Raw genomic sequence first — 25,096 nt, forward strand, 5'->3', positions numbered from 1 at the left:
GGAGATTCGTGATGACACCGTTGAGTCGCGTCGTGATCGGCAGCCTGCTGATCCTGGCCTGGCCTGCGGCGCATGCCGCCGATGGCCAGAAAGTCTTCACCCAGGGCGGGGCCAAGCCCGCCGCCATGGCCTGCCTGGGCTGCCATGGCCCGGACGGCAAGGGTATTGCCGCCGCAGGGTTCCCCCGCCTGGCTGGCCTGCCGGCCGGTTACCTGAGTAAGCAGCTGCATGACTGGCGCACTGGCAGCCGCCAGCAGCCGGTCATGGCACCACTGGCCAAAGCCCTGAGCGAAGATGAGATCGAGGCCGTCAGCCATTACCTGGCTGGTCTGCCGGGTGATCCTGCGCCAGACCTGCATCGCCAGCAGATCGCGAGCAACCCCACCGAACGCCTGGCCCTATATGGCGACTGGAGCCGGCAGATCCCCGGATGCGTGCAGTGCCATGGCCCAGGCGGCAGCGGTGTCGGCGAGCACTTCCCGCCGCTGGCCGGGCAGCCCGCCGCCTACCTTGTGGCGCAGCTCAACGGCTGGCGCGACGGCAGCCGCAGCAATGACCCCAACCAGCTGATGGCAGGCGTGGCCAAGGCCATGACCGACGCCGAAGTCAAGGCGATTGCCGAGTACTTCGCCCATCCCGCCAGCCCGGAGGTCAAGCCATGAAAACCTTGCTGCCAACGTTACTGCTGCTGGCCACGACAACTGCCTTTGCCAATCAGGCGCCCATCGCCATGGAAGACCAGTCGCAACTGAAGGTCCCCGCTGCCCAGGCCGCACCACAATTCGCCCCACCTGCCGAAAGCGAGCTGCCGGACAATGCCTTCGGCAAGATGGTCCGCGAGGGCCACGCGTTGTTTGTCGATACCCGTCGGTTGATGCCTGAGGCGGTGGGCAATGGCATGAACTGCAGCAACTGCCACCTCGACCAGGGCCGCCTGGCGCATTCCGCGCCGCTGTGGGGTGCCTATCCGATGTACCCGGCTTACCGCAAGAAGAACGACAAGGTGAACACCTTCGCCGAGCGTATCCAGGGCTGTTTCCAGTTCAGCATGAACGGCAAGCCGCCGGCCGCCGACAGCCCGCAGATGACCGCGCTCGCCGTATATGCCTACTGGCTTTCGACCAAGGCCCCCACCGGCGTGGAAATTGCCGGGCGCGGATACCCCGAGGTGGCGCAGCCAAAGGGGGGCTATGACTTCAAGCGTGGCCAGCAGGTCTACCGTGAACAATGCGCCATCTGCCACGGCGACAACGGTGAGGGGCAGAAGGTGGCCGGTGAATACGTAATGCCGCCACTCTGGGGCAAGGACTCCTACAACTGGGGCGCGGGCATGCACCGGATCAATACCGCAGCATCGTTCATCAAGTACAACATGCCCTTGGGCAAACCGGGCAGCCTGAGCGATCAGCAGGCCTGGGACGTGGCCGCCTGGGTCAACCGCCACGAGCGCCCCCAGGACCCACGCCTGATCGAGGGCTCCATCGAAAAAACACGGCTGAAATTCCATGCCAACGACGGCGTCAACCTGTATGGCCAGCAGGTCGACGGGGTGATGATCGGGCAGGGCACGGGTAGCTGAGCGGGCGTTGCGGCGGCGCTATGCGAGCCCTTGCGCGGTGCTTTCCACAGGGCCGCGCAAGGGCCGGATGACGGGATTTTCACGAACTTTTTGGAACTATCTACACTGGGTTATCTCTATCATGGCAGCGGTCATCACAGGCAGGGCATTGTAAGCTGCATGCCGCCTGATTAGACTGCGCCGAATTCCACAGGCCTCGCCTATGTTTAAGGATGTTTATGATCAAGAAATGCTTGTTCCCGGCAGCCGGCTACGGCACTCGCTTCCTGCCTGCTACCAAAGCCATGCCCAAGGAAATGCTGCCGGTGGTCAACAAGCCACTGATCCAGTATGGCGTTGAAGAAGCATTGGATGCTGGTCTGAACGAGATTTCCATCGTCACCGGCCGCGGCAAGCGCGCCCTGGAAGACCACTTCGACATCAGCTACGAGCTGGAAAACCAGATCAAGGGCACCGACAAGGAAAAATACCTGGTCGGTATCCGTCGCCTGCTCGACGAGTGCTCGTTCTCCTACACTCGCCAGACCGAAATGAAAGGCCTGGGCCACGCCATCCTGACCGGCCGCCCGCTGATCGGTGACGAACCGTTCGCCGTGGTGTTGGCGGATGACCTGTGCGTCAACCTCGACGGCGACGGCGTGCTCGCGCAGATGGTCAAGCTGCACAAACAGTACCGTTGCTCGATCGTCGCCATCCAGGAAGTCGATCCGCAGGAAACCAACAAGTACGGTGTCATCGCCGGTGAAGAGATCAAGGACGGCATCTTCCGCGTGCACGCCATGGTCGAGAAGCCGAAGCCGGAGGATGCACCGTCCAACCTGGCGATCATCGGTCGCTACATCCTGACCCCGGACATCTTCGAGAAGATCGAACAGACCGAGCCAGGCAAGGGCGGCGAGATCCAGATCACCGACGCACTGATGAAACAGGCTGCCGAAGGCAACGTGATCGCCTACAAGTTCAAGGGCAAGCGTTTCGACTGCGGTGGTGCCGAAGGCTACATCGAGGCGACCAACTTCTGCTTCGAGAACTTCTACAAGGCCGGCAAGGCCTACTGATACGCAATGCAGGTTCAAGGAGCCACCCTTCGGGGTGGCTTTTTTGTTTGCGGCGGCCAACGGCGGTATGCTGGGCGCCTGCCTAGGAGAGTGAATACATGGCCTACGATTTTGATCTGTTTGTGATTGGCGCGGGTTCCGGCGGTGTGCGTGCGGCGCGCTTCGCTGCGGGCTTCGGTGCAAAAGTGGCAGTGGCCGAGAGCCGTTACCTGGGTGGCACCTGCGTCAACGTCGGCTGCGTGCCGAAAAAACTGCTGGTGTACGGCGCCCACGTCGCCGATGAGCTGGAACAGGCAGCCGGCTTCGGCTGGACCCTGGAAGAGGGCCACTTCGACTGGGGCACGCTGATCGCTAACAAGAACCGCGAGATCGAGCGCCTCAACGGCATCTACCGCAACCTGCTGGTAAACAGCGGCGTGACCTTGCTGCAGGGCCATGCCCGCATCACCGGCGCCAACCAAGTGGAAGTGGACGGCCAGCGCTTCAGCGCCGAGCATATCCTGATTGCCACCGGCGGCTGGCCACAGGTGCCGGACATTCCGGGCAAGGAACTGGCCATCACCTCCAACGAGGCGTTCTACCTCAAGGACCTGCCACGCCGTGTGCTGGTGGTCGGTGGTGGTTACATTGCCGTCGAGTTCGCCGGCATCTTCCAGGGCCTGGGCGCCGATACCACTTTGCTGTATCGCGGTGACCTGTTCCTGCGCGGCTTCGACGGCTCGGTGCGCACCCACCTCAAGGAAGAGCTGGAAAAGCGCGGCCTGAACCTGCAGTTCAACGCCGACATCCAGCGCATCGACAAGCTTGACGACGGCAGCCTGAAAGCCACCCTCAAGGACGGCCGCGAGCTGGTCGCCGATTGCGTGTTCTACGCCACCGGCCGTCGCCCGATGCTCGACAACCTGGGCTTGGAAAACACCGGCGTTGAGTTGGATGCCCGCGGCTACATCCGCGTCGACGAGCAGTACCAGACCACCGCACCGTCGATCCTAGCCATTGGCGACGTGATCGGCCGCGTGCAGCTCACCCCGGTGGCCCTGGCCGAAGGCATCGCCGTGGCACGGCGGCTGTTCAAGCCTGAGCAATACCGCCCGGTGGATTACCAGAACATCCCGACTGCGGTGTTCAGTCAGCCTCCGATCGGTACCGTCGGCCTTACCGAGGAGCAAGCGCTGGAAGCCGGGCACAAGGTGCAGATCTTCGAGAGCCGCTTCCGCGCCATGAAGCTGACCCTCACCGACATCCAGGAAAAGACCCTGATGAAGCTGGTGGTGGATGCCGAGACCGACAGGGTGCTGGGCTGCCACATGGTCGGCCCGGATGCCGGCGAGATCATCCAGGGCTTGGGTATCGCCCTCAAGGCCGGTGCGACCAAGCAACAGTTCGACGAGACCATTGGCGTGCACCCGACTGCCGCTGAAGAGTTCGTCACCATGCGCACAGTCACGCGCTGATGCAACTGGCCCCATCGCCGGCAAGCCGGCGATGGGGTCTTGAATACCCCGCAATCCTTTGCTCAGCCCATTCCCTTCTATTAACTATCCCTGGTTATAGCCAAAACCAATCACGAGCATGAGCTTTGCCAATGAGCCTTTATCGGGACCAGCGGTTAGGATTCTTTCCATCAACTGATTCCAACCCCATGAAGGAGCGTCTCTCATGCCAATCATCAACAGCCAGGTCAAACCGTTCAACGCCACCGCCTACCACAAGGGCGAGTTCGTTCAGGTCAGCGAAGCCGACCTGAAAGGCAAGTGGTCCGTCGTGTTCTTCTACCCGGCCGACTTCACCTTCGTCTGCCCGACCGAACTGGGTGACCTCGCCGACAACTACGCCGAGTTCCAGAAGCTGGGCGTGGAAATCTATGGCGTGTCGACCGACACCCACTTCACCCACAAAGCCTGGCACGACACTTCGGATACCATCGGCAAGATCCAGTACCCGCTGATCGGTGACCCGACCCACGTCATCTCGCGCAACTTCGACGTGCTGATCGAAGAAGCCGGCCTGGCCGATCGCGGTACCTTCGTGATCAACCCGGAAGGCCAGATCAAGATCGTCGAACTGAACGACGGTGGTGTTGGCCGCGACGCAGCCGAGCTGCTGCGCAAAGTGAAGGCTGCCCAGTACGTTGCCGCTCACCCAGGCGAAGTCTGCCCGGCCAAATGGAAAGAAGGCGAAGCCACCCTGGCACCATCGCTGGACCTGGTCGGCAAGATCTAAGCCGATGTGCACGTCGCGGGCGGTAGACAGCCGCCAAAGCTGAAGTACCTACCGCCCCGTAAAAACGCCCGGGCGACCTCGCCTGGGCGTTTTTGTATCCGAGTTTTGAAAAAGGAATCGCCCGTATGTTGGACGCCACGCTTAAATCGCAACTGAAAACCTACCTGGAGCGGGTCACCCAGCCGATCGAGATCGTTGCCTCCCTCGACGACGGCGCGAAGTCCCGCGAATTGCACGACCTGCTGGTGGAAATCGCCGGCCTGTCGAACCTGATTACTTTCAGCGCGGATGGCAGCGATGCTCGTCGCCCTTCGTTCTCGCTGAGCCGCCCGGGTGCTGCCCTTGATGGCAAAAACATAAGCCTGCGCTTCGCCGGCATCCCCATGGGCCACGAATTCACCTCCCTGGTGCTGGCGCTGCTGCAAGTCGGCGGCCATCCGTCCAAGGCCAGCGCCGAAGTGATCGAGCAGATCCAGGCACTGGAAGGCGAGTTCACCTTTGAAACCTACTTCTCGCTGTCGTGCCAGAATTGCCCGGACGTGGTCCAGGCATTGAACCTGATGGCGGTGCTCAACCCCAATGTGCGCCACGTGGCCATCGACGGTGCGCTGTTCCAGGAAGAAGTCGAGTCGCGCAAGATCATGGCGGTGCCGAGCATCTACCTGAACGGCGAAGTGTTCGGCCAGGGCCGCATGGGCCTGGAAGAAATCCTCGGCAAGATCGACACCAACGCAGGCAGCCGCCAGGCCGAAAAGATCAACGCCAAGGAGGCCTTTGACGTGCTGGTGGTCGGTGGTGGGCCTGCCGGCGCTGCGGCGGCCATCTATGCCGCACGTAAAGGCATCCGTACCGGTGTCGCTGCCGAGCGTTTCGGCGGCCAGGTGCTCGACACCCTGGCCATCGAGAACTTCATCTCGGTGCAAGAGACCGAAGGGCCGAAGCTGGCCACGGCGCTGGAAGAGCACGTCAAGCAGTACGACGTCGACATCATGAACCTGCAGCGCGGTGAAGCGCTGATCCCGGCCACCGACGGCGGCCTGCATGAAGTGCGCCTGGCGGGCGGCGCCTCGCTCAAGGCCAAGACCGTGATCCTCGCCACCGGTGCCCGCTGGCGCGAAATGAACGTGCCGGGCGAGCAGGAATACCGCGCCCGCGGCGTGGCCTACTGCCCGCACTGCGACGGCCCGCTGTTCAAGGGCAAGCGCGTGGCGGTGATCGGCGGTGGCAACTCTGGCGTGGAAGCGGCCATCGACCTGGCCGGTATCGTCGCCCAGGTGACGCTGATCGAGTTCGACAGCCAGCTGCGTGCCGATGCGGTGCTGCAGCGCAAGCTGCACAGCCTGCCGAACGTCAAGGTGATCACCAGCGCGCTGACCACCGAAGTGGTCGGTAATGGCGAGAAAGTGACGGGCTTGCGTTACAAGGACCGCACCACCGATGAGGTGCATGACCTGGCGCTGGAAGGCATCTTCGTGCAGATCGGCCTGCTGCCGAACACTGATTGGCTCAAAGGCTCGGTCGAGCTGTCGCCGCGTGGCGAGATCATCGTTGATGCCAAGGGCCAGACCAATGTGCCGGGTGTGTTTGCCGCAGGTGACGTGACCACCGTGCCGTACAAGCAGATCGTCATTGCGGTGGGCGAGGGCGCCAAGGCTTCGTTGGCGGCATTCGATCACTTGATCCGCACTTCGGCACCGGCGTAAGCCTGCGCCGGCCCCTTCGCGGTCACTGACGAAGCAAAACCTGAAGGTGTCTATGCTTAGCGCAGACACCCTCAGGAACTTCACCATGACCCTGATCAGCCGCGAACCCTGGTGGCTAGTCCCCCCCAAGCCCGGGCAGAAAGAGCAGGACCTGCATTGGGGCTACCTCGAGATCTATGCCGACGGCCGCACCGTGTTCGTCGACCAGCGCCCCAGTGACCGGGAGCTGGCCGAGCGCAAAAGCTGTCGCAACTTCCCCGACCCTGAACCGTAGGCGGTTCAGCCTTCGAACTCGGCCAGGCGTGCTTCCAGCGCCGCGATCCGCGCTTCCAGGGCTTCAATGCGCTCTTCCGAAACAGTGCCGCCACTGCCGCGAACGCCTCCCTCCTGCTGGCGTGCGACCAGAATGGCTTCGATTTCCGCCGGGTCACCGAGGGCGTGGGTATAGCGGTCTTCCCGCTGCCCGGCCTGGCGTGGCAGGTGCAGGGCCAGGCCGCGCGAAATCAGGCGCTCCAGCTGATGCTGGATCTGCTCGGTGTCGTCGAAGTCGTGCAGGCGGTTGCTGCGGGTCAGTAGCTCGTTGAGGGTCTGCGGCCCCCGCAGGAACATCAGGCCCATCAGCACCAGCTGAGCGGGGACCAGTTCCAGGGCCTTGTCCACTCGATGTTCCCAGCGATCGGCGCGGCTGCCCATCTGCAGGCGGGTCATGTCCTGGCCCTCGAGGGCGCGCAGGGCCTGGCCGACTTGGCCTTGGGTGAGGTTCATGACCGGTTCCCGGCTGGTCTTCTGGTTACAGGCCAGGACCAGGGCGTTGAGGGTCAGCGGGTAGCTTTCCGGGCTGGTGGCCTGCTTCTCGATCAGCGCGCCGAGAATGCGGATCTCGATACTGCTGAAGCGGCCTTCGCCTGCGGTTTCGTGTTCTGACATGGCCCTGTCTCATTGCTGGGGAAAGGCCACTAGCGTAGGTAAAGCGCCAGGCTTAAGCAATCACCGCTCTTGCGGGCTGTGTAGGAGCGGGCTTGCCCCCCGCGAATGGGCCGCAAAGCGGCCCCGGCAATCTCAAACGCTACGCCGCTCTTCTGCCTGGCAAGCCGCCGCCGTGAACAACACATCGGTCGAAGAATTCAGCGCCGTCTCCGCCGAATCCTGCAGCACGCCAATGATGAAGCCCACTGCCACCACCTGCATGGCAATCTCGCTGGGGATGCCGAACAGGCTACACGCCAGCGGAATCAGCAGCAGTGAACCACCCGCGACTCCAGAGGCACCGCAGGCGCAGATTGCCGCCACCAGGCTCAGCAGCACCGCCGTCGGCAAGTCGACTGGAATGCCCAGGGTATGCACCGCCGCCAGGGTCAGCACGGTGATGGTGATCGCCGCGCCGGCCATGTTGATGGTCGCCCCCAGCGGGATCGACACCGAATAAGTGTCCTCATGCAGCCCCAGGCGCTCCGACAGCGCCAGGTTGACCGGGATGTTGGCCGCCGAGCTGCGGGTGAAGAAGGCGGTAATGCCGCTTTCGCGCAGGCACAGCAAGGTCAGCGGGTAAGGGTTGCGGCGGATCTTCCAGAACACGATCAGCGGGTTCATCACCAGCGCCACGAACAGCATGCAGCCGATCAGCACACCCAGCAGGTGCAGGTAGCCAAGCAGGGCGCTGAGGCCAGACTGGGCCAGGGTCGAGCTGACCAGCCCGAAGATGCCCAGCGGGGCGAAACGGATCACCACGCGCACGATCAAGGTCACGCCATTGGACAGATCCTCGACCACGGTACGGGTAGTCTGGCCGGCATGGCGCAGGGCCACGCCCAGGCCGACGGCCCAGGTCAGCACACCGATGAAGTTGGCGTTGAGCAAGGCATTGACCGGGTTGTCGACCGCGCTCAGCAGCAGGTTCTGCATCACCTCACCGATGCCGCCCGGCGCGCTCAGGGTCGCCTCGCTGGTACTCAGGGCCAGCTGCGAAGGGAACAGCATGCTGGCGACCACGGCCACCACGGCGGCGGCAAAGGTGCCCAGCAGGTACAGCCAGAGGATCGGGCGGATGTGGGTTTCCTGGCCGTGGCGGTGGTTGGCAATCGACGCCATGACCAGAATGAACACCAGCACCGGCGCGACGGCCTTGAGGGCGCTGACGAACACTTTGCCGAGGAAGCCCAGGTCACGGGCGAGGGCGGGTGCCAGCAGGGCCAGGGCGATGCCGGCGACCAGGCCGATGACGATCTGGGTCACCAGGCTGGTGCGGTTGAGGAGGTGGTAAACAGGCGTCATGTGCAGCGAAGTCTCGGAATCTTCAAAGGGCGCGACTTTAGCACAATCAGGCCCGGCCCTATCGCCGGCAGCCACTACCAGTGAAACAGCTCCCGCCGCGCGCCCTCGGTAATCGCCACGATCCCCGGGTGCTTGACCTTGCGCTCCACTGAAATGGCATAGAACGATTCATGCACTGCTTCGGTCTGGCCGATCAGCTCGACGCCATACTGGCGGCAGACTTCCTCGGCAATCACGCTTGGTGCGACGAAAATCCCGCTGCCTGACTGGCCGAACGCCTGCATCAACGCACTGTCATCGAACTCTCCAACGATGCGTGGCTGCACTTGCTGTTCGCTCAGCCAACGCAACAGGCGGCTGCTCACCACGGTTTCCGGGCCGGGAATCAGCAGCGGCGCATCCTGCAGGCAGGCAGGGAAGAGGCCGGCATGCTGCCGGGCCAGGGCCGGGGTGGCGAAGAAGCTCAGGCCGCATTCGCCGAGCTTCTGGCTGTAGCCCTTGATGTCCAGGTGGCTGGGCATCGGGCTGTCGGAAATCACCAGGTCCAGGCGCTGGATCGCCAGGTCTGCCAGCAGCCGTTCGAGCTTGTCTTCGCGGCAATTGATGCGCAGCACCTCGTCCAGCTCCATGGTCGGCGCCAGCAGGCGATAGACGATCGACTTCGGCACCACGTCGGCCACCCCCACGCGAAACAGGATCTGCTCCTGCGGGCCGGCCCTGAGCAGGGCCTCCAGCTCGCCGCCGATCTGGAACATCTGCTCGGCGTAGACCAGCGTTTGACGGCCGGTTTCGGTCAGCTCCAGTTGCCGGCCGACGCGCTGAAACAGCTCCAGCCCGTAGGTTTGCTCGAACAGGCTGATCTGCCCGCTGATGGTCTGTGGCGTCAGGTTCAGCTGTTCGCTGGCGCGAGCGATGCTTCCGGTCTTGGCCACGGCCCAGAAGTAGTGGAGCTGGCGATAGTTGAGCACGCACGCGGGTCCCGATTCGAAAAAACCGAAGTATACACACTGGAAATACGAATTTTCCTGAAGTATTGGCGTCTTTAGAATGCGACCCCATCAGGCGCTTCGCGCCGCCGGGATTTTTCAAGCGAGGACACCATGCTGTATCTCAAATCCATTGGCACTCCGCTGGTGCTGGCCCTGGCGCTGTTCAGCCTGGCTGGTTGCGACCAGGCCGAGAAGTCTGCCCAGCAGATGCTCGACCAGGCCGCCAAGTCGGCCAAGCAGGCCATCGACGACACCAACAAGGCCGCCCAGCAGGCGTTGAGCGATGCCATCGGTCACGAGGGCCAGAAGCCCAAGGACGCCGAGAAGAAAGAACACACCCAGGAAATCTGACCCTACAACCGCCGCTTCAGGATTTGAACAATGGAATACTTGCTGGAACTCGCCGCTAGCCCTACCGCCTGGGTCGCCCTGGCAACGCTGGTGGCCATGGAAGTGGTACTGGGTATCGACAACCTGATCTTCATCTCGATCCTGACCAACAAACTGCCTGTGGAGTACCGTTCCAAGGCGCGTCGTATCGGTATCAGCATGGCGCTGGTCATGCGCCTGGCACTGCTCAGCACCGTGGCCTGGATCGTGCAGTTGACCGACCCGGTGTTCGAAGTGTTCGGTAACGCCTTCTCCTGGAAGGACGTGATCCTGATTGCCGGCGGCCTGTTCCTGCTGTGGAAGGCCACCAAGGAGATTCACGAAAACGTCGACCCGCATGGCGCCAAGGAAGAAGCCAAGGTCTCTAATACGGTCACCCTGGGCTTTGCGGCGGCGATCTTCCAGATCCTGTTGCTGGACATCGTCTTCTCGGTCGACAGCATCATCACTGCCGTGGGCATGACCGAGCACCTGCCGATCATGATCATTGCCGTGATCACCGCCGTCATCGTCATGATGGTGGCCGCCGACCCGCTGGCCAACTTCATCAATGACAACCCGACAGTGGTGATGTTGGCCCTGGGCTTCCTGATCATGATTGGCATGACGCTGATCGCCGAAGGTTTTGGCGCCCATGTACCGAAAGGGTATGTGTATGCGGCGATGGCCTTCTCGACGGTGATCGAGATCCTCAACATCCTGGCCCGCCGAGCGCGGCTCAAGCGTGAAGCTGCTGAAGGCTGATTAAGGCTGGTGAAAAAAACAACGGGGCGCTTGGCGCCCCGTTTGCATTCAGCTGAAGAAACCTCAGTGCACCCCGGCATGCCGCCGCGCCCTGCGCACAGGCTGCGCCTTGGCCGGGGCCTGCGGTGGCAGGTGGTGATGCTGGGAATGACGCCGCACGATACGCAGAACACCCCACAGCATGGCGGCCGCGACGCTCAGCCACATACCCACCAGCATAAGGATTGCCATGGTCAGGCTCATGTGTGCCTCCTTCTCTTGGGCCAACCTGCGGTTTGCCCTCCAGACACAGCTTTAGTCTAGCTGCCCGCCCGTGACGTTCCATTGACCAAAGGTCGATTGCTTAAGCCGATTGGTTGCAATTTCTTGTCGGACTATACCCGCGCAACGCGGCGCCCTATGATCGGTGGCCAGAGCCGGGCGCTGCCTGCCTGGCATCGGAACAAGCGAGTGTCCATGGAGCAATATTCCTGCAAGCGCTGGGCGATCGTCCCACGTCAGCTGTTGGCCGCCTGCCTGGTGGCGGCGACCCTGGGCGGCTGCGCCAGCGCACCCCCTGCAAGCCTCAAGGGCATGCCCCAGCGGGTCGAGATCAGCAGCGTGCCGTTCTACCGCGGCAATGCCAACCACAGCGGGGCGATGGCCCTGGCCGCGCTGCTCTCGCAGCAAGGTGCGCCAATCACCCCGGGGCTGCTGGACAAACCGCTGAATCTGCCGAAGGCAGCCGATGCGCTGGAAACCAGCATCCCGCGTGTGGCTCGCGAGTACGGCATGGTCGTGTACCCGCTGGACAAGCAACTGGATGCCTTGCTGACTCAGGTGGCCGCTGGCAACCCGGTGCTGCTGCGTTACGAGGAAGGTTCGGCGTGGTGGAGCGAGCCGCGTTACGCGGTGCTGATCGGCTATGACAGCTTCAAGAAGCGCGTGCTGCTGCGTTCAGGGATGCATCGGCGCCAGCTGATGGCGTTCGACGACTTTGCCTCGGCGTGGGCGAAGGAGGGGAGTTGGGCGGTGCTGGTGCAGCCCCCGCGCCAGCTACCGGCCCAGGTGGACCGCCAGCGTTGGCTGCAGGCTGCCGACGAACTGGCCCGGGCGGGCCAGGAGGTTGCGGCTAAACAGGCTGTGCGTAGTCTGAATAAATAGCGTTTCGCCGGGGCAAGCCCGCTCCTGTAGGAGCGGGCTTGCCCCGCGAAGAGGCCAGGCCTGCTTACATCATCAGAAGCCCAGACGATCACGCAGGCTGTAGTACCAGGCACCAATGGCGCTGAACGGCACACGCAGCATCTGGCCACCCGGGAACGGGTAGTGCGGCAGGCCGGCAAAGGCGTCGAAGCGCTCGGCCTGGCCACGCAGGGCCTCGGCCAGCACCTTGCCTGCGAGGTGGGTGTAGGTCACGCCGTGGCCCGAGCAACCCTGCGAGTAGTAGATGTTGTCGCCGATACGGCCGACCTGTGGCAGACGCGACAGGGTCAGCAGGAAGTTGCCGGTCCAGGCGTAGTCGATCTTGACGTTCTTCAGTTGCGGGAAGGCCTTGAGCATCTTCGGGCGAATGATCGCTTCGATGTTGGCCGGGTCGCGCGCACCGTACACCACACCACCGCCGAAGATCAGGCGCTTGTCGCTGGTCAGGCGGTAGTAGTCGAGCAGGTAGTTGCAGTCTTCCACGCAGTAGTCCTGCGGCAGCAGGGTGCGGGCCAGTTCTTCGCCCAGCGGCTCGGTGGTGATCACCTGGGTGCCGCATGGCATCGACTTGGCAGCCAGTTCCGGTACCAGGTTACCCAGGTAGGCGTTGCCGGCAACGATGATGAACTTGGCGCGGATCTTACCTTGCGGAGTGTGCACCACCGGGTTGGCACCACGCTCGATGCGGATGGCCGGAGTCTGCTCATAGATGATGCCGCCCAGCGACTCGACCGCGGCGGCTTCGCCCAGGGCCAGGTTCAGCGGGTGGATGTGGCCGCCGCTCATGTCCAGCATGCCGCCCAGGTAGTTGTCGCAGGCGACCACTTCACGGATGCGCTTCTGGTCCATCAGCTCCAGCTGATTATGGCCAAAGCGTTCCCACAGGCGCTTTTGCGATTCCAGGTGGCCCATCTGCTTGGCGGTCAGCGCAGCGAACACGCCGCCGTCCTTCAGGTCGCACTGGATGTTGTACTTGGCCACGCGCTCACGGATGATGCGGCCGCCTTCGAAGGCCATCTGGCCTAGCAGCTGTGCTTCTTTAGGGCCGACGGTGCGCTCGATGACGTCGATGTCGCGGCTGTAGCTGTTGACGATCTGGCCACCGTTGCGGCCCGATGCGCCGAAGCCGACCTTGGCCGCTTCGACGATGCTCACCTTGAAGCCGTTTTCCAGCAGGAACAGCGCGCTGGACAGGCCGGTGTAGCCGGCACCGATGATGCAGATATCGGTTTCCACCTCACCCTGCAGCGCCGGACGTGGCGGCACCGGGTTGGCCGAGGCGGCGTAGTAGGACTGGGGGTAGGGGGTGTTAGCCATGCTGCAGAAACCTCTGTGTTTTATATTTTTAACGAATGTACCGATGCTATCAATAATAATAAACACCCGCTAGTCGTCTGTTGAAAATCCTTTACTGGCCTGCAGCGGGCCCTTCTCTATAAACAGTTTAAGATTCAGTGAGTTAGCGCGAAAAAAAGTGTTGACAGGGTTTTTGGATTGCGTAGAATGCGCACCACACGACAGGCACATAGCTCAGTTGGTTAGAGCACCACCTTGACATGGTGGGGGTCGTTGGTTCGAGTCCAATTGTGCCTACCAAACAAAGTCCCGGTCTCCGGGCATCGAAAAGGGCGATCCGCAAGGGTCGCCCTTTTTGCATTATGGGCGCTTTCGAAGTCGTGGGTACCGGCGCCCGCAGGTTTCTGAAAGTTTTTGATTTTTTTGAAAAAAACGCTTTACAGGTACGCATTCGATCACTAATATGCGCACCACACGACAGGCACATAGCTCAGTTGGTTAGAGCACCACCTTGACATGGTGGGGGTCGTTGGTTCGAGTCCAATTGTGCCTACCAAACAAAGTCCCGGTATCCGGGCATCAGAAAGGGCGATCCGCAAGGGTCGCCCTTTTTGCATTCCATGCCCCTCTCGAACAAACCCCCTCGACGCAGCGTGTAACCTTTGGTCGCGGGCGGTACCCCGTGCGGCCATGGTAGAATCCGCCTCTTCGAATCTGGAGGTACACGCGTGCGCAAACTGGCAGTGGTATTGGCAGTGCTGGCCCTGGCGGGCTGTGAGAACGAGGTCGAGGGTGTGCACAAGCAAGTTGCCGAGCACCTGAACAACCCCAAGACTGCCAAGTTCGGCAACGTGCGGATCGACACCAAGGGCACCATCTGCGGCCAGGTGCGTGGCAAGGACGATGCTGGTCAGTACGAGGCCTATCGCAGCTACGTGGCAATCAAGGGTGCCGATGGCCAGTATGAAATCATCGTCGATGACGGCGGCAACAATCTGCGTATTCGCGAATACTGCGGAGGTGCCGAACTGCAACGTCGCGCCGAGGCCCTGGCCGATCAGCCGGCCCCTGAGGGGTGGGATGTCGAAGTGATCCAGGGTGCCAACATGGGTGCGCTGACCGACATGACCGCACGCCTGATCGAGAAGGGCATCCCGTCCTCGGTCGAATACCGCGACGGCAAACCCGTGGTGCTGATGGGGCCGTTCCCGAGCAAGGCCGAAGCCGATGCGCGCAAGGCCGAGGTGATGGCCAAGCTGGGTACCGATTCGATCGTCATCCAGCATGGTGCGCAGCGTTAACTGTAATCTGTAGCCTTCCCCGGCTATGCTTGGCTTGAGACTAGCCAAACGGGGAGGGCCTCATGTCTACGCTGGAGCGGGCCATTGCCGTGGCCGCCAGGGCACATGAAGGGCAATGCGACAAGGGTGGAGCGGCTTATATCCTCCACCCATTGCGAGTGATGATGCGGGTCAGCACACCGGAGCAGCGCATTGTCGCGGTGCTGCATGACGTGATCGAAGACACGTCGCTGACCCTTTCCGACCTGGCCCGTGAGGGCTTCCCCCTGAAAATTCTCGCCGCCTTGCTGGCCTTGAGCCGGAACAAGGGCGAGAGCTATCAGGACTTCGTGGTGCGCCTGGGCAGTGACCCGCTGGCGCGCACCGTCAAGCTGGCCGACCTGGCCGACAATAGCGACCTCTCGCGTATAGCCGTCCCAGGCCCCGCCGACCTGGCGCGGCTGGCTCGCTACCGCGAGGCCAGTGCCTATCTGCAGGCGCTGCCCTGAGCCTCAGTCTTCCTTCGGCACTGTCCAGAAAATCTGCACGCCGCCGTCGTCGCGGTGGGCGAGGGTAACGTTGTCGTTCTCGGCGATTTCCTCGAGCAGGGTTGCCCAGTCATCGGGCGACTCGTGTTCCAGGCGGAAGATCAGCGCGGCGCGGCTGCGCTGGGCGAGGGGATTGTTGATGATCTTCTGGATGCGCAGGCCCAGTTGCTGGTAGCTGCTTGCGGTTGCTTCGGCGGTGTTGGCCACGGAGGCGATTCCTTGTTGTGCTGTATGCGTGTACAGTATTTCAAGGCAAAATATTTCGCAACTGCATCGCTGCTGGATTTTTCGCGGGCAAGGGGCGGTGCAGTCAGCGCACCAGCCCCAGGTCATGCCGCTATCAGTACTCCCAGAAGATCCGCTGCAGCTCCTTGCTGTCCTGGGTCTTGGTCATCGCCACCATCGCCAGGATCCGCGCCTTCTGCGGGTTCAGGTCATGGGCCACCACCCAGTCATACTTGTCATCCGGCTGCTCGGCATTGCGCAGCACGAAACCACCCTGGTTGACGTGGGACGAGCGAATGATCTGCACGCCGTTCTTGTGCAGTTCCTGCAGCGCCGGCACCACCCGCGACGACACCGAGCCATTGCCGGTGCCGGCATGGATGATCGCTTTCGCGCCGCTCTGCGCCAGCGCCTTGTATGCGGTGTCGGTCACGTTGCCGTAGCTGTAGGCGATGTCCACCTGCGGCAGGCTGCTGATCTGCTTGATGTCGAACTCCGACTGGGTGGTATGGCGCTTGGCCGGCAGGCGGAACCAGTACGACTTGCCTTCCACCACCATGCCCATCGGGCCCCAGGCGCTCTTGAACGCTTCGGTCTTGATATTCACCGACTTGCTCACGTCGCGGCCGGACTGGATCTCGTCGTTCATGGTCACCAGCACGCCCTTGCCGCGCGACTGCTTGTCGCTGGCCACCGCCACGGCGTTGTACAGGTTGAGCATGCCGTCGGCAGACATCGCCGTGCCCGGGCGCATGGAGCCGACCACCACGATCGGCTTGTCAGTCTTCTCGACCAGGTTGAGGAAGTAGGCGGTTTCTTCCAGGGTGTCGGTGCCGTGGGTGATGACGATGCCATCGACGTCCTTGCTATCGGCAAGCTCGGCGACGCGCTTGGCCAGTTTCAGCAGGTCGTCGTTGGTGATGCTTTCCGAGGCGATCTGCATCACCTGCTCACCGCGCACATTGGCCAAGTCGGCCAGTTCCGGCACGCCGGCAATCAGCTTGTCGACGCCGAGCTTGGCGGCCTGGTAGGTGGCGCTGTTGGCAGCGCTGGCGCCGGCGCCGGCAATGGTGCCGCCGGTGGCGAGGATGACCACATTGGCCAGTTTCTGCTGGGTTTCGGCTTCCTTTGCCGAGGCAGTGGCGGGCAGGATCAGTAGCAGCGCCAGGGCGCTTGGGGCGAAGGACTTCAGTGCAGCATTCATGATTATTATTCTCTCTTCCTAATGAGATGGTTGCTGTGTCGCTCGGTAAGCAAGGCAGGTTTCGTACCAGCAGCGCTCAAAGCCGGCTCGCGGGCCTTACGGGGCGTATTCCATTCGGAACCCCGAACAAGCATAGGAAAAGATGTTCGGTTTTTCGGAGAAATTACGGATAATCAGCACCAGCCGCGTCTTGCCCCCGCCAGCGAAACGGATTTGACAAAACCAGGTCTTGTTTCCATAGTTACTCAGCGCAAACGTTTGCGATCCGATAAAAATCACAAGATTCGGAGTCATCTCCCATGAAACTGCCGTTCCCCGGTCGTCTGCTGGCGCTCGCCGTCATGTCCTCGCTGTCCCTCGCCATGCCGCTGTCCGCTGCCCATGCAGAGGAAAAACCCAAGGTCGCGCTGGTCATGAAGTCGCTGGCCAACGAATTCTTCCGCACCATGGAAGACGGCGCCAAGGACTACCAGAAAGCCCACCCTGGCGATTTCGATCTGGTTGCCAACGGCATCAAGAACGAAACCGATACCGGTGAACAGATCCGCATCGTCGAGCAGATGGTCAACTCCGGCGCCAAGGCCCTGGTGATCGCGCCGGCCGACTCCAAGGCACTGGTCTCGGCCGTGAAGAAGGCCATGGACCAGGGCGTCATCGTCATCAACATCGACAACCGCCTGGACCCGGAACTGCTCAAGAGCAAAGGCATCAGCGTGCCCTTCGTCGGCCCTGACAACCGCAAGGGCGCCCGCCTGGTCGGCGACTACCTGGCCCAGCAGAAACTCAAGGCCGGTGACCAGGTCGGCATCATCGAAGGCGTGCCGACCACCACCAATGCCCAGCAGCGTACCGCTGGCTTCAAGGATGCGATGGAAGCCGCGAAGATGAAGATCGTCTCGGTGCAGTCCGGCAACTGGGAGATCGACAAGGGCAACGCCGTTGCCGCTTCCATGCTCAACGAATACCCCGACCTCAAGGCGCTGCTGGCCGGTAACGACAGCATGGCATTGGGCGCCGTCTCGGCCGTGCGGGCTGCCGGCAAGACCGGCCAGGTGCAGGTGGTGGGCTACGACAACATCAACGCCATCAAGCCGATGCTCAAGGATGGGCGCGTGCTCGCCACACTCGACCAGGCCGCCAGCCAGCAGGCCGTCTACGGCATCCAGGCAGCGCTGAAAATACTCAAGGGCGAGAAGCCGGACGTGGATGCCGACAACGTCATCCAGACCCCGGTCGAACTGATCACCAAGCCCTGACCCCTAGCAGGAGAGATGGCCATGCCAGCATCGGCCAATGAAGTGGTGCTTGCCGCCAGTGGCCTGGGCAAGAGCTACGCCCAGCCGGTGCTGGCGGAGGTCAGCCTGGCCCTGCGCGCCGGCGAAGTGCTGGCGCTGACCGGCGAGAACGGGGCGGGCAAGAGCACGCTGTCCAAGCTCATCTGCGGCCTGGAAACCCCTACCACCGGGCACCTGACCTACCGTGGCCAGGCCTACGCACCGGCCAGCCGCAGCGAGGCCGAGCGCCTCGGCGTGCGCATGGTCATGCAGGAACTCAACCTGCTGCCGACCCTGACCGTGGCGGAAAACCTGTTTCTCGACAATCTGCCCAGCCGCTTCGGCTGGATCAGCCACAAGCGCCTGCGCCAGCTGGCCGCGGCCGCCATGGCCCAGGTCGGCCTTGATGCCATCGACCCTGACACCCCGGTCGGCGAGCTGGGCATCGGCCATCAGCAGATGGTCGAGATCGCCCGCAACCTTATCGGCGACTGCCATGTACTGATCTTCGACGAACCCACAGCGATGCTCACTGCCCGCGAAGTGGAGCTGCTGTTCACCCAGATCGAGCGCCTGCGCCAGCGCGGCGTGGCCATCGTCTACATCTCCCACCGCCTTGAAGAGCTGCAGCGTGTGGCGCAGCGCATCGCCGTGCTGCGCGACGGCCAGCTGGTGTGCGACGAGCCGATCCAGCGCTACAGCAGCGCCGAACTGGTCAACCTGATGGTCGGCCGCGAACTGGGCGAGCATATCGACCTGGGCCGCCGCACCATCGGCGCGCCGCTGCTCAAGGTCAACAAGCTGCGCCGCGGCGACAAGGTGCGTGACGTGTCGCTGCAGGTCAGGGCAGGGGAGATCTTTGGCATCTCCGGGCTGATCGGTGCCGGGCGCACCGAGCTGCTGCGGCTGATCTACGGTGCCGACCGCGCCGACAGCGGCAGCATCGAAATCGGCCAGCCGCTCAAGGCGGTCACCATCGATTCGCCCAAGGCGGCGGTAAAAGCCGGTATCGCCCTGATTACCGAGGACCGCAAGGGCGAAGGCCTGCTGCTGACCCAATCGATCAGCGCCAACATCGCCCTGGGCAACCTGCCCGCCGTGTCCCGCGCCGGGGTGCTCGACGGCGAGGCGGAGCAGGCCCTGGCCAAGCGCCAGATCAGCGCCATGCGCATTCGCAGCGCCAGCCCGGCGCAGGCGGTCGGCGAGCTGTCCGGCGGCAACCAGCAGAAGGTGGTGATCGGCCGCTGGCTGGAGCGCGACTGCCAGGTGCTGCTGTTCGACGAGCCCACCCGCGGCATCGACGTCGGCGCCAAGTTCGACATCTATGGCCTGCTGGCCGAGCTGGCGCGCCAGGGCAAGGCCCTGGTGGTGGTGTCCAGCGACCTGCGCGAACTGATGCTGATCTGCGACCGCATCGCCGTGCTTTCCGCCGGCCGCCTGATCGATACCTTCGACCGCGAGCACTGGAGCCAGGACCAGCTTCTAGCCGCTGCCTTCGCCGGCTACCAGAAACGTGATGCCCTGCTACATGACGCAGCGCCCAGGATGGATGCATGAAGACCACACCCCTCGACACCCCGAGCGGCACCCCCGCGCGCCACAGCGGCACTTATTTCGGCCTGGGCACCTACCTGGGCCTGGCCGGCGCCTTGCTGGCGATGATCGTGCTGTTCTCGTTCCTGAGCAGCCATTTCTGGTCGTACGCTACTTTCAGCACCTTGGCCAACCAGATCCCCGACCTGATGGTGCTGGCCGTGGGCATGACCTTCGTGCTGATCATCGGCGGCATCGACCTGTCGGTCGGCTCGGTGTTGGCCCTGGCGGCCTCCACGGTCAGCGTGGCGATCCTCGGCTGGGGCTGGGGCGTGCTGCCCGCCGCCTTGCTCGGCATGGCCGTGGCCGCCCTGGCAGGCAGTATCACCGGGGGCGTCACGGTGGCCTGGCGCATCCCGTCGTTCATCGTCTCGCTCGGCGTGCTGGAAATGGCCCGCGGCCTGGCCTACCAGTTCACCGACTCGCGCACTGCCTATATCGGCGATTCCTACGCCTGGTTCTCCGACCCGGTCGCCTTCGGCATCTCGCCGGCCTTCATCATCGCCTTGCTGGTGATCGTATTGGCCCAGCTGGTGCTGACCCGCACGGTGTTCGGCCGTTACCTGATCGGCATCGGCACCAACGAAGAGGCCGTGCGCCTGGCCGGCATCGACCCGCGCCCGTACAAGGTACTGGTATTCGCCCTGATGGGGCTGCTCGCCGGCCTGGCCGCGCTGTTCCAGATTTCGCGCCTGGAAGCCGCCGACCCCAATGCCGGGTCCGGCCTGGAGCTGCAGGTGATCGCCGCCGTGGTGATCGGCGGCACCAGCCTGATGGGCGGGCGCGGCTCGGTCATCAGTACCTTCTTCGGCGTGCTGATCATTTCCGTGCTGGCCGCAGGCCTGGCGCAGATCGGCGCTTCGGAACCGACCAAACGCATCATCACCGGGGCGGTGATCGTCATCGCCGTGGTGCTCGACACTTATCGCAGCCGGCGAGCAGGCCGGCGGAACTGACAACATGGCAACCATAAAAGACGTCGCAGCCCTCGCGGGTATTTCCTACACCACGGTGTCCCATGTACTGAACAAGACCCGCCCGGTCAGCGAGCAGGTACGGCTCAAGGTCGAAGCGGCCATTCTGGAGCTCGACTACGTGCCCAGCGCCGTGGCGCGCTCACTCAAGGCGCGCAGCACGGCCACCATCGGCCTGTTGGTGCCCAACAGCGTCAACCCGTACTTCGCCGAGCTGGCCCGGGGCATCGAGGATGCCTGCGAGCGCAACGGCTATTGCGTGATCCTGTGCAACTCCGACGACAACCCGCAGAAGCAGCGCAGCTACCTGCGCGTGCTGCTGGAAAAGCGCATCGACGGCCTGGTGGTGGCGTCGGTGGGCGAGGATGCCGACCTGCTGCAGAGCCTGACCAACGTGCGCACGCCGATGGTCATCGTCGACCGTGAGCTGGAGGGCGTCGACGCCGACCTGGTGCGCATCGACCACGAACACGGTGCCTACCTGGCGACCCGCCATCTGCTGGAGCTGGGCCATCGCGACATTGCCTACATCGGTGGCCCGGCCGAAACCGGCGTCACTCAATTGCGCCTGAGCGGCTTCCGCCGGGCGATGGCCGAAGCCGAGGCCGAGGTGCTGGCCGGCCGTGTGCTGCATTGCGACTTCACCAGCCCGGGTGGCCATGCCGCCGCCGCACAGCTGCTCGATGGCAAGCGGCCGACGGCGATCTTCGCCGGCAACGACATGATCGGTTTCGGCGTGCTGCGCGCCGCTGCCGAGCGCAACATCAACGTGCCGGGCGAGCTGTCGGTGATCGGCTTCGACGACATCGAATTGAGCCGCTATGTGTACCCGCCGCTGACCACGGTCGGCCAGTCGATTCGCGAGCTGGGCGAGAATGCTGCCGCCTTGCTGCTGTCGCGGATCGCCACACCACGTCGCGATGCAGCCGAGCAACGCATCGTCGCCCCGCGCATCGTGCTGCGCGAATCTACCGGGCCGCGCCAGGACCTGTTCAATGATTACCGCTAAGGAATTGCCATGCATGCCAAGGTAGTGGTGGTCGGGAGCCTCAACATGGATCTGGTGGCCCGCGCTCAGCGGCTGCCGCGCGCCGGCGAAACGCTGGCCGGGGAAAGTTTTTTCACCGTGCCCGGCGGCAAGGGCGCCAACCAGGCGGTGGCGGTGGCGCGCCTGGGGGGCAGTGTGGCGATGGTGGGCAATGTCGGCGATGACGCCTACGGCCAGCAGTTGCGCCAGGCGCTGGAAGAGGAAGGCATCGATTGCCAGGCAGTCAGCGTGTGTCCTGGCGTGTCCAGTGGCGTGGCGCTGATTACCGTGGACGCTGCCAGCCAGAACTGCATCGTCATCATCCCGGGCGGCAACGGGCTGCTGACGCCCGAATCGGTGCAGCGTTTCGATGCCTTGCTGCAGGCGGCCGAAGTGATCATCTGTCAACTCGAGGTCCCGGCCGAGACTGTGGCCTGGACCCTGGCCAGAGGTCGCGAGCTGGGCAAGCACGTGATCCTCAACCCGGCGCCGGCCACCGGCCCGCTGCCGGCCGACTGGTTCGCTCATATCGACTACCTCACCCCCAATGAAAGCGAGGCCGAGGCGTTGACCGGCGAGCCGGTCAATGACCTGGAGAGCGCCCGCCGCGCAGGTGAGCGTTTGCTGCAGCTGGGCGCACGCAAGGTGATCGTCACCCTCGGCGCGCAGGGGGCATTGTTCGTCAGCCGCGACGGCAGCCAGCATTTTCCGGCGCCCCAGGTGCAGCCGCTGGACACCACGGCGGCAGGCGACACCTTCATCGGCGGTTTTGCCGCTGCATTGGTGCAGGGCAAGGGGGAGGGCGAGGCCATCGTTTTCGGCCAGCGCGCCGCGGCCTTGTCCGTCACCCGCGCCGGTGCCCAGCCGTCGATTCCTTATCTGGCGGAGCTGACCCCATGAAAAAGACCACGCTGCTCAACGTCGCGCTGTCGCGGACCATCGCCGGGATGGGCCATGGCGACATTCTGGTGATCGGTGATGCCGGGTTGCCGGTGCCGCCGGGTGTCGAACTGATCGACCTGGCGTTGACGGCGGGGATACCGGATTTCGCCAGCGTGCTGCGCGCGGTGTTGAGCGAGCTGCAGGTGGAGCGGCACGTGCTGGCCGAAGAGATGCAGAAGGTGGTGCCACCGGCGCTGGTCGAGATCGAGCGCTTGAAGGGCAAGCTGGGCAAGCGCGAATGGCTGAGCCATGAAGCCTTCAAGGAAATGTCGCGCAATGCGCGGGCCATTGTCCGCACCGGCGAATGCCAGCCCTACAGCAACATCGCCCTGATTTCCGGCGTCACCTTTTAACGCAAGGCGAGATACTGCTTCTGTGGTGTCCCAGGAGCATTGTTCACGGCAACAGGAGTGCCCTCATGCTCAAACCTCTGCTACAAGGACTCACCCTCATGGCTGCAGCCGCCACCACCACCCTTCAGGCCGCCCCGCGTGACCTGATCATCGACACCGACCCTGGCGCCGACGACGTGGTCGCGCTGTTCCTGGCCATGGCTTCCCCTGAAGAACTCAACATCCGCGCCATCACCACCGTCGCCGGCAATGTGCGCCTGGAAAAGACCTCGCGCAACGCCCGCCTGGCCCGCGAATGGGCCAACCGCGAAGACATCCCGATATACGCCGGGGCAGGGCGCCCAATGGTGCGGGCGCCCATCTACGCCGCCGATGTCCACGGCGAAGAAGGCCTGACCGGCGTGCCCGTGCATGAGCCGAAAAAGCCCCTGGCCGAAGGCAATGCGGTGCAATACCTGGTCGACACCCTGGGCCACGCCAAGCCCCAAAGCATCACCATTGCCATGCTCGGCCCGCAGACCAACCTGGCCCTGGCGCTGATCCAGCGCCCAGACATCGTCAAGGGCATCAAGGAAGTGGTGGTCATGGGCGGTGCCCACTTCAATGGCGGCAACATGACCCCGGTTGCCGAGTTCAACCTCTATGCCGATCCGCATGCCGCCGAGGTGGTGCTGGCCAGCGGCGTGCAGCTGACTTACCTGCCGCTGGATGTCACCCACAAGATCATCACCAGCGACGCCCGCTTCAGGCAGCTGGCGGCCGTGAACAACCAGGCCAGTAAGAAAGTGCTCGATATCCTCGAAACCTACGTCAAGCACGACATGGACGTGTACGGCATGCCCGGTGGCCCGGTGCATGACGCAAGCGTCATCGCCTACCTGCTGAAACCCGAGCTGTTCAGCGGCCGGCGCATCCACATGAGCGTCGACAGCCGCGAAGGCCCGACCTTTGGCCAGACTATCGCCGACTGGTACGGCGTACTCAAGCAGCCTGCAAATGTGCTGTGGGTGAACGAGGGTGACGCCCAGGGCTTTTTCGACCTGCTCAGCGCGCGCCTGGCTCGATTGCAATAGCCGTGTGCGGTGCGTAGCGCTCGAACACCTGGTCGATGAAGCTGCGTGCCGCCTCGCCCCCGCGGTCGCGCACCAGCAGGTCGATGGCGATCAACAGCAACTCTTCGGGCGTGCTGGGGCTGTAGGCGCTCTGGCCTTCGGCCCATTTGACCTTGATATCGGCGTCGATGCTGTGGCTGCTCATGGAAGGCTCTCGCTGCGGGCCCGGGGCGGAGGGGCGAACACCGGATCCTGGTGTTCGAAGGAGGCACTGTGCCTTCACTTCCTAAAGTAAATCATGACTTTGCGGCGCAAACCAAGCGGCTCGTCGGTTGAATGGTAAAATTCGGTCACGATTGCCTTTGGCCCCAAGGTGCCGTGTTCAGGCAGACTTGCGCGGTTTTGCAACAAATTCCGGGTGGAGCTGTCGGATCAGGCAGTTCCCAGATAGATTTTAGGAGGATTCATGTTCCGTACCCGCGCTTTCCTGGCAACCCTGGCGGTGGCTGCTGTCCTGGCTGGCTGCAGCACTGGCGGTAACGCCGGGGGTGGCAAGGCGCCTGAGGCGTCGGCCGGCAACGATGGCCGCTGCGAGGCCAGTGGTGCCGACTTCGCCATCGGCAAGCCGGGCAGCGCCGACCTGCTGGAGCAGGCGCGCAAGGCCAGTGGTTCGCAGATGGCGCGCATACTCAAGCCGCACGACGTAGTGACCCTGGAATACCGCTCCGAGCGCCTGAACCTGAATGTGGACGAGCAGGGTGTAGTGACCCGCGTCAATTGCGGTTAATGCGCGCTTGAGGCCCGCTCCCACAGGGGCCCGGCAAGCAGGCATAAAAAAACCCGCCACGAGGGCGGGTTTTTTTACAGCTGCCCGAATTACTCCGGACGAACCTGCGCAGCCTGCATGCCCTTCTGGCCGCGCTCGGCGACGAAGGAAACAGTCTGGCCTTCTTTCAGGCTCTTGAAGCCGTCGGATTCGATGGCTTTGAAGTGTACGAACAGGTCGTCGCCGCCGCCTGCTGGGGTGATGAAGCCGTAGCCTTTCTCATCATTGAACCATTTGACGGTGCCTTGTTGGCGATTGGACATGAGGTGAATCTCCAGAACATTTAGATTTTTCAGTGGTGCAATGTGGCCGAGGCTACGGAGCACGGGCAACATCATAGTCTAATTCTGCGCATCTAGCGCC

29 protein-coding genes and 2 tRNA genes are annotated in these 25,096 nt (G+C 63.2%); 22 read left to right on the forward strand and 9 right to left on the reverse strand.

Annotated features, from left to right (window positions below; translation table 11 throughout):
* The first annotated feature begins 11 nt into the window (after positions 1 to 11).
* The 7 genes from BGP85_RS08545 (at position 12) to BGP85_RS08575 (ending at position 6,837) form a co-directional block, all read left to right on the forward strand.
* Positions 12 to 662 (forward strand): c-type cytochrome, encoded by a 651-nt coding sequence (locus tag BGP85_RS08545; protein ID WP_103446766.1) that lies wholly within the window; start codon positions 12 to 14, stop codon positions 660 to 662.
* Complete coding sequence (locus tag BGP85_RS08550) at positions 659 to 1,579, forward strand: c-type cytochrome (RefSeq protein WP_103446767.1); 921 nt, start codon at positions 659 to 661, stop codon at positions 1,577 to 1,579. The genes BGP85_RS08545 and BGP85_RS08550 overlap by 4 nt, the downstream gene beginning before the upstream one ends.
* A 218-nt stretch (positions 1,580 to 1,797) precedes the next feature.
* A complete protein-coding gene (gene galU, locus BGP85_RS08555; protein WP_103446768.1) occupies positions 1,798 to 2,637 on the forward strand; it encodes a UTP--glucose-1-phosphate uridylyltransferase GalU in 840 nt (279 codons plus the stop codon).
* A 98-nt stretch (positions 2,638 to 2,735) separates the two neighbouring features.
* Complete coding sequence (gorA, locus tag BGP85_RS08560; protein WP_103446769.1) at positions 2,736 to 4,091, forward strand: glutathione-disulfide reductase; 1,356 nt, start codon at positions 2,736 to 2,738, stop codon at positions 4,089 to 4,091.
* Between the two features lie 205 nt (positions 4,092 to 4,296).
* On the forward strand, positions 4,297 to 4,860 hold the full coding sequence (gene ahpC / locus BGP85_RS08565) for an alkyl hydroperoxide reductase subunit C (protein ID WP_004375926.1): 564 nt from the start codon (positions 4,297 to 4,299) through the stop codon (positions 4,858 to 4,860).
* A gap of 125 nt (positions 4,861 to 4,985) precedes the next feature.
* Entirely contained in the window at positions 4,986 to 6,563 is a 1,578-nt protein-coding gene (gene ahpF, locus BGP85_RS08570) for an alkyl hydroperoxide reductase subunit F (RefSeq protein ID WP_103446770.1), read from the forward strand.
* A gap of 85 nt (positions 6,564 to 6,648) precedes the next feature.
* A complete protein-coding gene (locus BGP85_RS08575) occupies positions 6,649 to 6,837 on the forward strand; it encodes a hypothetical protein (RefSeq protein ID WP_041166543.1) in 189 nt (62 codons plus the stop codon).
* Positions 6,838 to 6,842: 5 nt separating this feature from the next.
* Here BGP85_RS08575 and BGP85_RS08580 read toward each other — a convergent pair whose 3' ends face one another.
* The 3 genes from BGP85_RS08580 to nhaR form a co-directional block, all read right to left on the reverse strand.
* The gene (locus BGP85_RS08580) at positions 6,843 to 7,490 is read right to left on the reverse strand and encodes a YceH family protein (protein ID WP_103446771.1); all 648 of its coding nucleotides are present in this window, start codon (positions 7,488 to 7,490) and stop codon (positions 6,843 to 6,845) included.
* 132 nt (positions 7,491 to 7,622) lie between these two features.
* Entirely contained in the window at positions 7,623 to 8,834 is a 1,212-nt protein-coding gene (gene sstT, locus BGP85_RS08585; RefSeq protein ID WP_103446772.1) for a serine/threonine transporter SstT, read from the reverse strand.
* A gap of 74 nt (positions 8,835 to 8,908) precedes the next feature.
* Positions 8,909 to 9,802, reverse strand: a complete 894-nt coding sequence (gene nhaR, locus BGP85_RS08590) for a transcriptional activator NhaR (RefSeq protein ID WP_103446773.1) — start codon at positions 9,800 to 9,802, stop codon at positions 8,909 to 8,911.
* 132 nt (positions 9,803 to 9,934) lie between these two features.
* Between nhaR and BGP85_RS08595 the strand changes: the two genes are divergently transcribed.
* Positions 9,935 to 10,174, forward strand: coding sequence for a hypothetical protein (locus BGP85_RS08595; RefSeq protein WP_103446774.1), 240 nt, complete (start codon positions 9,935 to 9,937; stop codon positions 10,172 to 10,174).
* A gap of 30 nt (positions 10,175 to 10,204) precedes the next feature.
* On the forward strand, positions 10,205 to 10,957 hold the full coding sequence (locus BGP85_RS08600; protein WP_103446775.1) for a TerC family protein: 753 nt from the start codon (positions 10,205 to 10,207) through the stop codon (positions 10,955 to 10,957).
* 63 nt (positions 10,958 to 11,020) lie between these two features.
* Here BGP85_RS08600 and BGP85_RS08605 read toward each other — a convergent pair whose 3' ends face one another.
* Positions 11,021 to 11,200 carry a hypothetical protein gene (locus BGP85_RS08605; RefSeq protein ID WP_027920521.1) on the reverse strand — a complete coding sequence of 60 codons (180 nt, stop codon included), beginning with the start codon at positions 11,198 to 11,200 and terminating at the stop codon, positions 11,021 to 11,023.
* A 156-nt stretch (positions 11,201 to 11,356) separates the two neighbouring features.
* On the opposite strand from BGP85_RS08605, the gene BGP85_RS08610 reads away from it, so the two are divergent.
* Complete coding sequence (locus tag BGP85_RS08610; protein ID WP_103446776.1) at positions 11,357 to 12,100, forward strand: peptidase C39 family protein; 744 nt, start codon at positions 11,357 to 11,359, stop codon at positions 12,098 to 12,100.
* Positions 12,101 to 12,172: 72 nt separating this feature from the next.
* Here the strand turns inward: BGP85_RS08610 and BGP85_RS08615 are convergent, their stop codons facing one another.
* Positions 12,173 to 13,456 carry an NAD(P)/FAD-dependent oxidoreductase gene (locus BGP85_RS08615; RefSeq protein WP_103446777.1) on the reverse strand — a complete coding sequence of 428 codons (1,284 nt, stop codon included), beginning with the start codon at positions 13,454 to 13,456 and terminating at the stop codon, positions 12,173 to 12,175.
* A gap of 202 nt (positions 13,457 to 13,658) precedes the next feature.
* On the opposite strand from BGP85_RS08615, the gene BGP85_RS08620 reads away from it, so the two are divergent.
* The 4 genes from BGP85_RS08620 (at position 13,659) to BGP85_RS08635 (ending at position 15,224) form a co-directional block, all read left to right on the forward strand.
* Positions 13,659 to 13,735, forward strand: a tRNA-Val gene (locus BGP85_RS08620).
* A gap of 179 nt (positions 13,736 to 13,914) precedes the next feature.
* Positions 13,915 to 13,991 (forward strand) — tRNA-Val (locus BGP85_RS08625).
* A 172-nt stretch (positions 13,992 to 14,163) separates the two neighbouring features.
* Positions 14,164 to 14,736: an SPOR domain-containing protein gene (locus BGP85_RS08630; RefSeq protein ID WP_103446778.1), complete on the forward strand. Its 573-nt coding sequence runs from the start codon at positions 14,164 to 14,166 to the stop codon at positions 14,734 to 14,736.
* Positions 14,737 to 14,798: 62 nt separating this feature from the next.
* The gene (locus BGP85_RS08635; RefSeq protein WP_103446779.1) at positions 14,799 to 15,224 is read left to right on the forward strand and encodes a GTP pyrophosphokinase; all 426 of its coding nucleotides are present in this window, start codon (positions 14,799 to 14,801) and stop codon (positions 15,222 to 15,224) included.
* Between the two features lie 3 nt (positions 15,225 to 15,227).
* Here the strand turns inward: BGP85_RS08635 and BGP85_RS08640 are convergent, their stop codons facing one another.
* A complete protein-coding gene (locus BGP85_RS08640; protein WP_103446780.1) occupies positions 15,228 to 15,470 on the reverse strand; it encodes a DUF1654 domain-containing protein in 243 nt (80 codons plus the stop codon).
* A gap of 133 nt (positions 15,471 to 15,603) precedes the next feature.
* A complete protein-coding gene (locus BGP85_RS08645; RefSeq protein ID WP_103446781.1) occupies positions 15,604 to 16,692 on the reverse strand; it encodes an asparaginase in 1,089 nt (362 codons plus the stop codon).
* A 299-nt stretch (positions 16,693 to 16,991) separates the two neighbouring features.
* Between BGP85_RS08645 and BGP85_RS08650 the strand changes: the two genes are divergently transcribed.
* From BGP85_RS08650 to BGP85_RS08680, 7 genes are all read left to right on the forward strand, one after another.
* On the forward strand, positions 16,992 to 17,948 hold the full coding sequence (locus BGP85_RS08650) for a sugar ABC transporter substrate-binding protein (RefSeq protein ID WP_103446782.1): 957 nt from the start codon (positions 16,992 to 16,994) through the stop codon (positions 17,946 to 17,948).
* 21 nt (positions 17,949 to 17,969) lie between these two features.
* On the forward strand, positions 17,970 to 19,523 hold the full coding sequence (locus BGP85_RS08655; RefSeq protein WP_103446783.1) for a sugar ABC transporter ATP-binding protein: 1,554 nt from the start codon (positions 17,970 to 17,972) through the stop codon (positions 19,521 to 19,523).
* Positions 19,520 to 20,515: an ABC transporter permease gene (locus BGP85_RS08660; RefSeq protein WP_103446784.1), complete on the forward strand. Its 996-nt coding sequence runs from the start codon at positions 19,520 to 19,522 to the stop codon at positions 20,513 to 20,515. Before BGP85_RS08655 ends, BGP85_RS08660 begins: the two co-directional genes overlap by 4 nt.
* 4 nt (positions 20,516 to 20,519) lie before the next feature.
* Entirely contained in the window at positions 20,520 to 21,542 is a 1,023-nt protein-coding gene (locus BGP85_RS08665) for a LacI family DNA-binding transcriptional regulator (RefSeq protein WP_103446785.1), read from the forward strand.
* Between the two features lie 9 nt (positions 21,543 to 21,551).
* Positions 21,552 to 22,460: a ribokinase gene (gene rbsK / locus BGP85_RS08670; RefSeq protein WP_103446786.1), complete on the forward strand. Its 909-nt coding sequence runs from the start codon at positions 21,552 to 21,554 to the stop codon at positions 22,458 to 22,460.
* Positions 22,457 to 22,855, forward strand: a complete 399-nt coding sequence (rbsD, locus tag BGP85_RS08675; RefSeq protein ID WP_103446787.1) for a D-ribose pyranase — start codon at positions 22,457 to 22,459, stop codon at positions 22,853 to 22,855. The genes rbsK and rbsD overlap by 4 nt, the downstream gene beginning before the upstream one ends.
* 65 nt (positions 22,856 to 22,920) lie before the next feature.
* The gene (locus BGP85_RS08680) at positions 22,921 to 23,928 is read left to right on the forward strand and encodes a nucleoside hydrolase (RefSeq protein WP_103446788.1); all 1,008 of its coding nucleotides are present in this window, start codon (positions 22,921 to 22,923) and stop codon (positions 23,926 to 23,928) included.
* On the opposite strand, the gene BGP85_RS08685 is transcribed toward BGP85_RS08680, so the two are convergent.
* A complete protein-coding gene (locus BGP85_RS08685; protein ID WP_103446789.1) occupies positions 23,900 to 24,112 on the reverse strand; it encodes a hypothetical protein in 213 nt (70 codons plus the stop codon). The two genes, BGP85_RS08680 and BGP85_RS08685, sit on opposite strands and share 29 nt — an antisense overlap.
* A 261-nt stretch (positions 24,113 to 24,373) precedes the next feature.
* Between BGP85_RS08685 and BGP85_RS08690 the strand changes: the two genes are divergently transcribed.
* A complete protein-coding gene (locus BGP85_RS08690; protein ID WP_103446790.1) occupies positions 24,374 to 24,694 on the forward strand; it encodes an I78 family peptidase inhibitor in 321 nt (106 codons plus the stop codon).
* An 89-nt stretch (positions 24,695 to 24,783) separates the two neighbouring features.
* Here the strand turns inward: BGP85_RS08690 and BGP85_RS08695 are convergent, their stop codons facing one another.
* A complete protein-coding gene (locus BGP85_RS08695; RefSeq protein ID WP_003250656.1) occupies positions 24,784 to 24,996 on the reverse strand; it encodes a cold-shock protein in 213 nt (70 codons plus the stop codon).
* Positions 24,997 to 25,096: the final 100 nt, after the last annotated feature.

The sequence above is a fragment of the Pseudomonas putida genome, assembly GCF_002906855.1.
GTDB lineage: Bacteria > Pseudomonadota > Gammaproteobacteria > Pseudomonadales > Pseudomonadaceae > Aquipseudomonas > Aquipseudomonas putida_N.

What these genes read in the sequence shown, in the direction of transcription:
- BGP85_RS08545 (WP_103446766.1), top strand. Translation starts at nt 12, where the DNA reads ATGACACCGTTGAGTCGCGTCGTGATCGGCAGCCTGCTGATCCTGGCC.
- BGP85_RS08550 (WP_103446767.1), top strand. Translation starts at nt 659, where the DNA reads ATGAAAACCTTGCTGCCAACGTTACTGCTGCTGGCCACGACAACTGCC.
- galU (WP_103446768.1), top strand. Translation starts at nt 1,798, where the DNA reads ATGATCAAGAAATGCTTGTTCCCGGCAGCCGGCTACGGCACTCGCTTC.
- gorA (WP_103446769.1), top strand. Translation starts at nt 2,736, where the DNA reads ATGGCCTACGATTTTGATCTGTTTGTGATTGGCGCGGGTTCCGGCGGT.
- ahpC (WP_004375926.1), top strand. Translation starts at nt 4,297, where the DNA reads ATGCCAATCATCAACAGCCAGGTCAAACCGTTCAACGCCACCGCCTAC.
- ahpF (WP_103446770.1), top strand. Translation starts at nt 4,986, where the DNA reads ATGTTGGACGCCACGCTTAAATCGCAACTGAAAACCTACCTGGAGCGG.
- BGP85_RS08575 (WP_041166543.1), top strand. Translation starts at nt 6,649, where the DNA reads ATGACCCTGATCAGCCGCGAACCCTGGTGGCTAGTCCCCCCCAAGCCC.
- BGP85_RS08580 (WP_103446771.1), bottom strand. Translation starts at nt 7,490, where the DNA reads ATGTCAGAACACGAAACCGCAGGCGAAGGCCGCTTCAGCAGTATCGAG.
- sstT (WP_103446772.1), bottom strand. Translation starts at nt 8,834, where the DNA reads ATGACGCCTGTTTACCACCTCCTCAACCGCACCAGCCTGGTGACCCAG.
- BGP85_RS08595 (WP_103446774.1), top strand. Translation starts at nt 9,935, where the DNA reads ATGCTGTATCTCAAATCCATTGGCACTCCGCTGGTGCTGGCCCTGGCG.
- BGP85_RS08600 (WP_103446775.1), top strand. Translation starts at nt 10,205, where the DNA reads ATGGAATACTTGCTGGAACTCGCCGCTAGCCCTACCGCCTGGGTCGCC.
- BGP85_RS08605 (WP_027920521.1), bottom strand. Translation starts at nt 11,200, where the DNA reads ATGAGCCTGACCATGGCAATCCTTATGCTGGTGGGTATGTGGCTGAGC.
- BGP85_RS08610 (WP_103446776.1), top strand. Translation starts at nt 11,357, where the DNA reads ATGATCGGTGGCCAGAGCCGGGCGCTGCCTGCCTGGCATCGGAACAAG.
- BGP85_RS08615 (WP_103446777.1), bottom strand. Translation starts at nt 13,456, where the DNA reads ATGGCTAACACCCCCTACCCCCAGTCCTACTACGCCGCCTCGGCCAAC.
- BGP85_RS08635 (WP_103446779.1), top strand. Translation starts at nt 14,799, where the DNA reads ATGTCTACGCTGGAGCGGGCCATTGCCGTGGCCGCCAGGGCACATGAA.
- BGP85_RS08645 (WP_103446781.1), bottom strand. Translation starts at nt 16,692, where the DNA reads ATGAATGCTGCACTGAAGTCCTTCGCCCCAAGCGCCCTGGCGCTGCTA.
- BGP85_RS08650 (WP_103446782.1), top strand. Translation starts at nt 16,992, where the DNA reads ATGAAACTGCCGTTCCCCGGTCGTCTGCTGGCGCTCGCCGTCATGTCC.
- BGP85_RS08655 (WP_103446783.1), top strand. Translation starts at nt 17,970, where the DNA reads ATGCCAGCATCGGCCAATGAAGTGGTGCTTGCCGCCAGTGGCCTGGGC.
- BGP85_RS08660 (WP_103446784.1), top strand. Translation starts at nt 19,520, where the DNA reads ATGAAGACCACACCCCTCGACACCCCGAGCGGCACCCCCGCGCGCCAC.
- BGP85_RS08665 (WP_103446785.1), top strand. Translation starts at nt 20,520, where the DNA reads ATGGCAACCATAAAAGACGTCGCAGCCCTCGCGGGTATTTCCTACACC.
- rbsK (WP_103446786.1), top strand. Translation starts at nt 21,552, where the DNA reads ATGCATGCCAAGGTAGTGGTGGTCGGGAGCCTCAACATGGATCTGGTG.
- rbsD (WP_103446787.1), top strand. Translation starts at nt 22,457, where the DNA reads ATGAAAAAGACCACGCTGCTCAACGTCGCGCTGTCGCGGACCATCGCC.
- BGP85_RS08680 (WP_103446788.1), top strand. Translation starts at nt 22,921, where the DNA reads ATGCTCAAACCTCTGCTACAAGGACTCACCCTCATGGCTGCAGCCGCC.
- BGP85_RS08685 (WP_103446789.1), bottom strand. Translation starts at nt 24,112, where the DNA reads ATGAGCAGCCACAGCATCGACGCCGATATCAAGGTCAAATGGGCCGAA.
- BGP85_RS08690 (WP_103446790.1), top strand. Translation starts at nt 24,374, where the DNA reads ATGTTCCGTACCCGCGCTTTCCTGGCAACCCTGGCGGTGGCTGCTGTC.
- BGP85_RS08695 (WP_003250656.1), bottom strand. Translation starts at nt 24,996, where the DNA reads ATGTCCAATCGCCAACAAGGCACCGTCAAATGGTTCAATGATGAGAAA.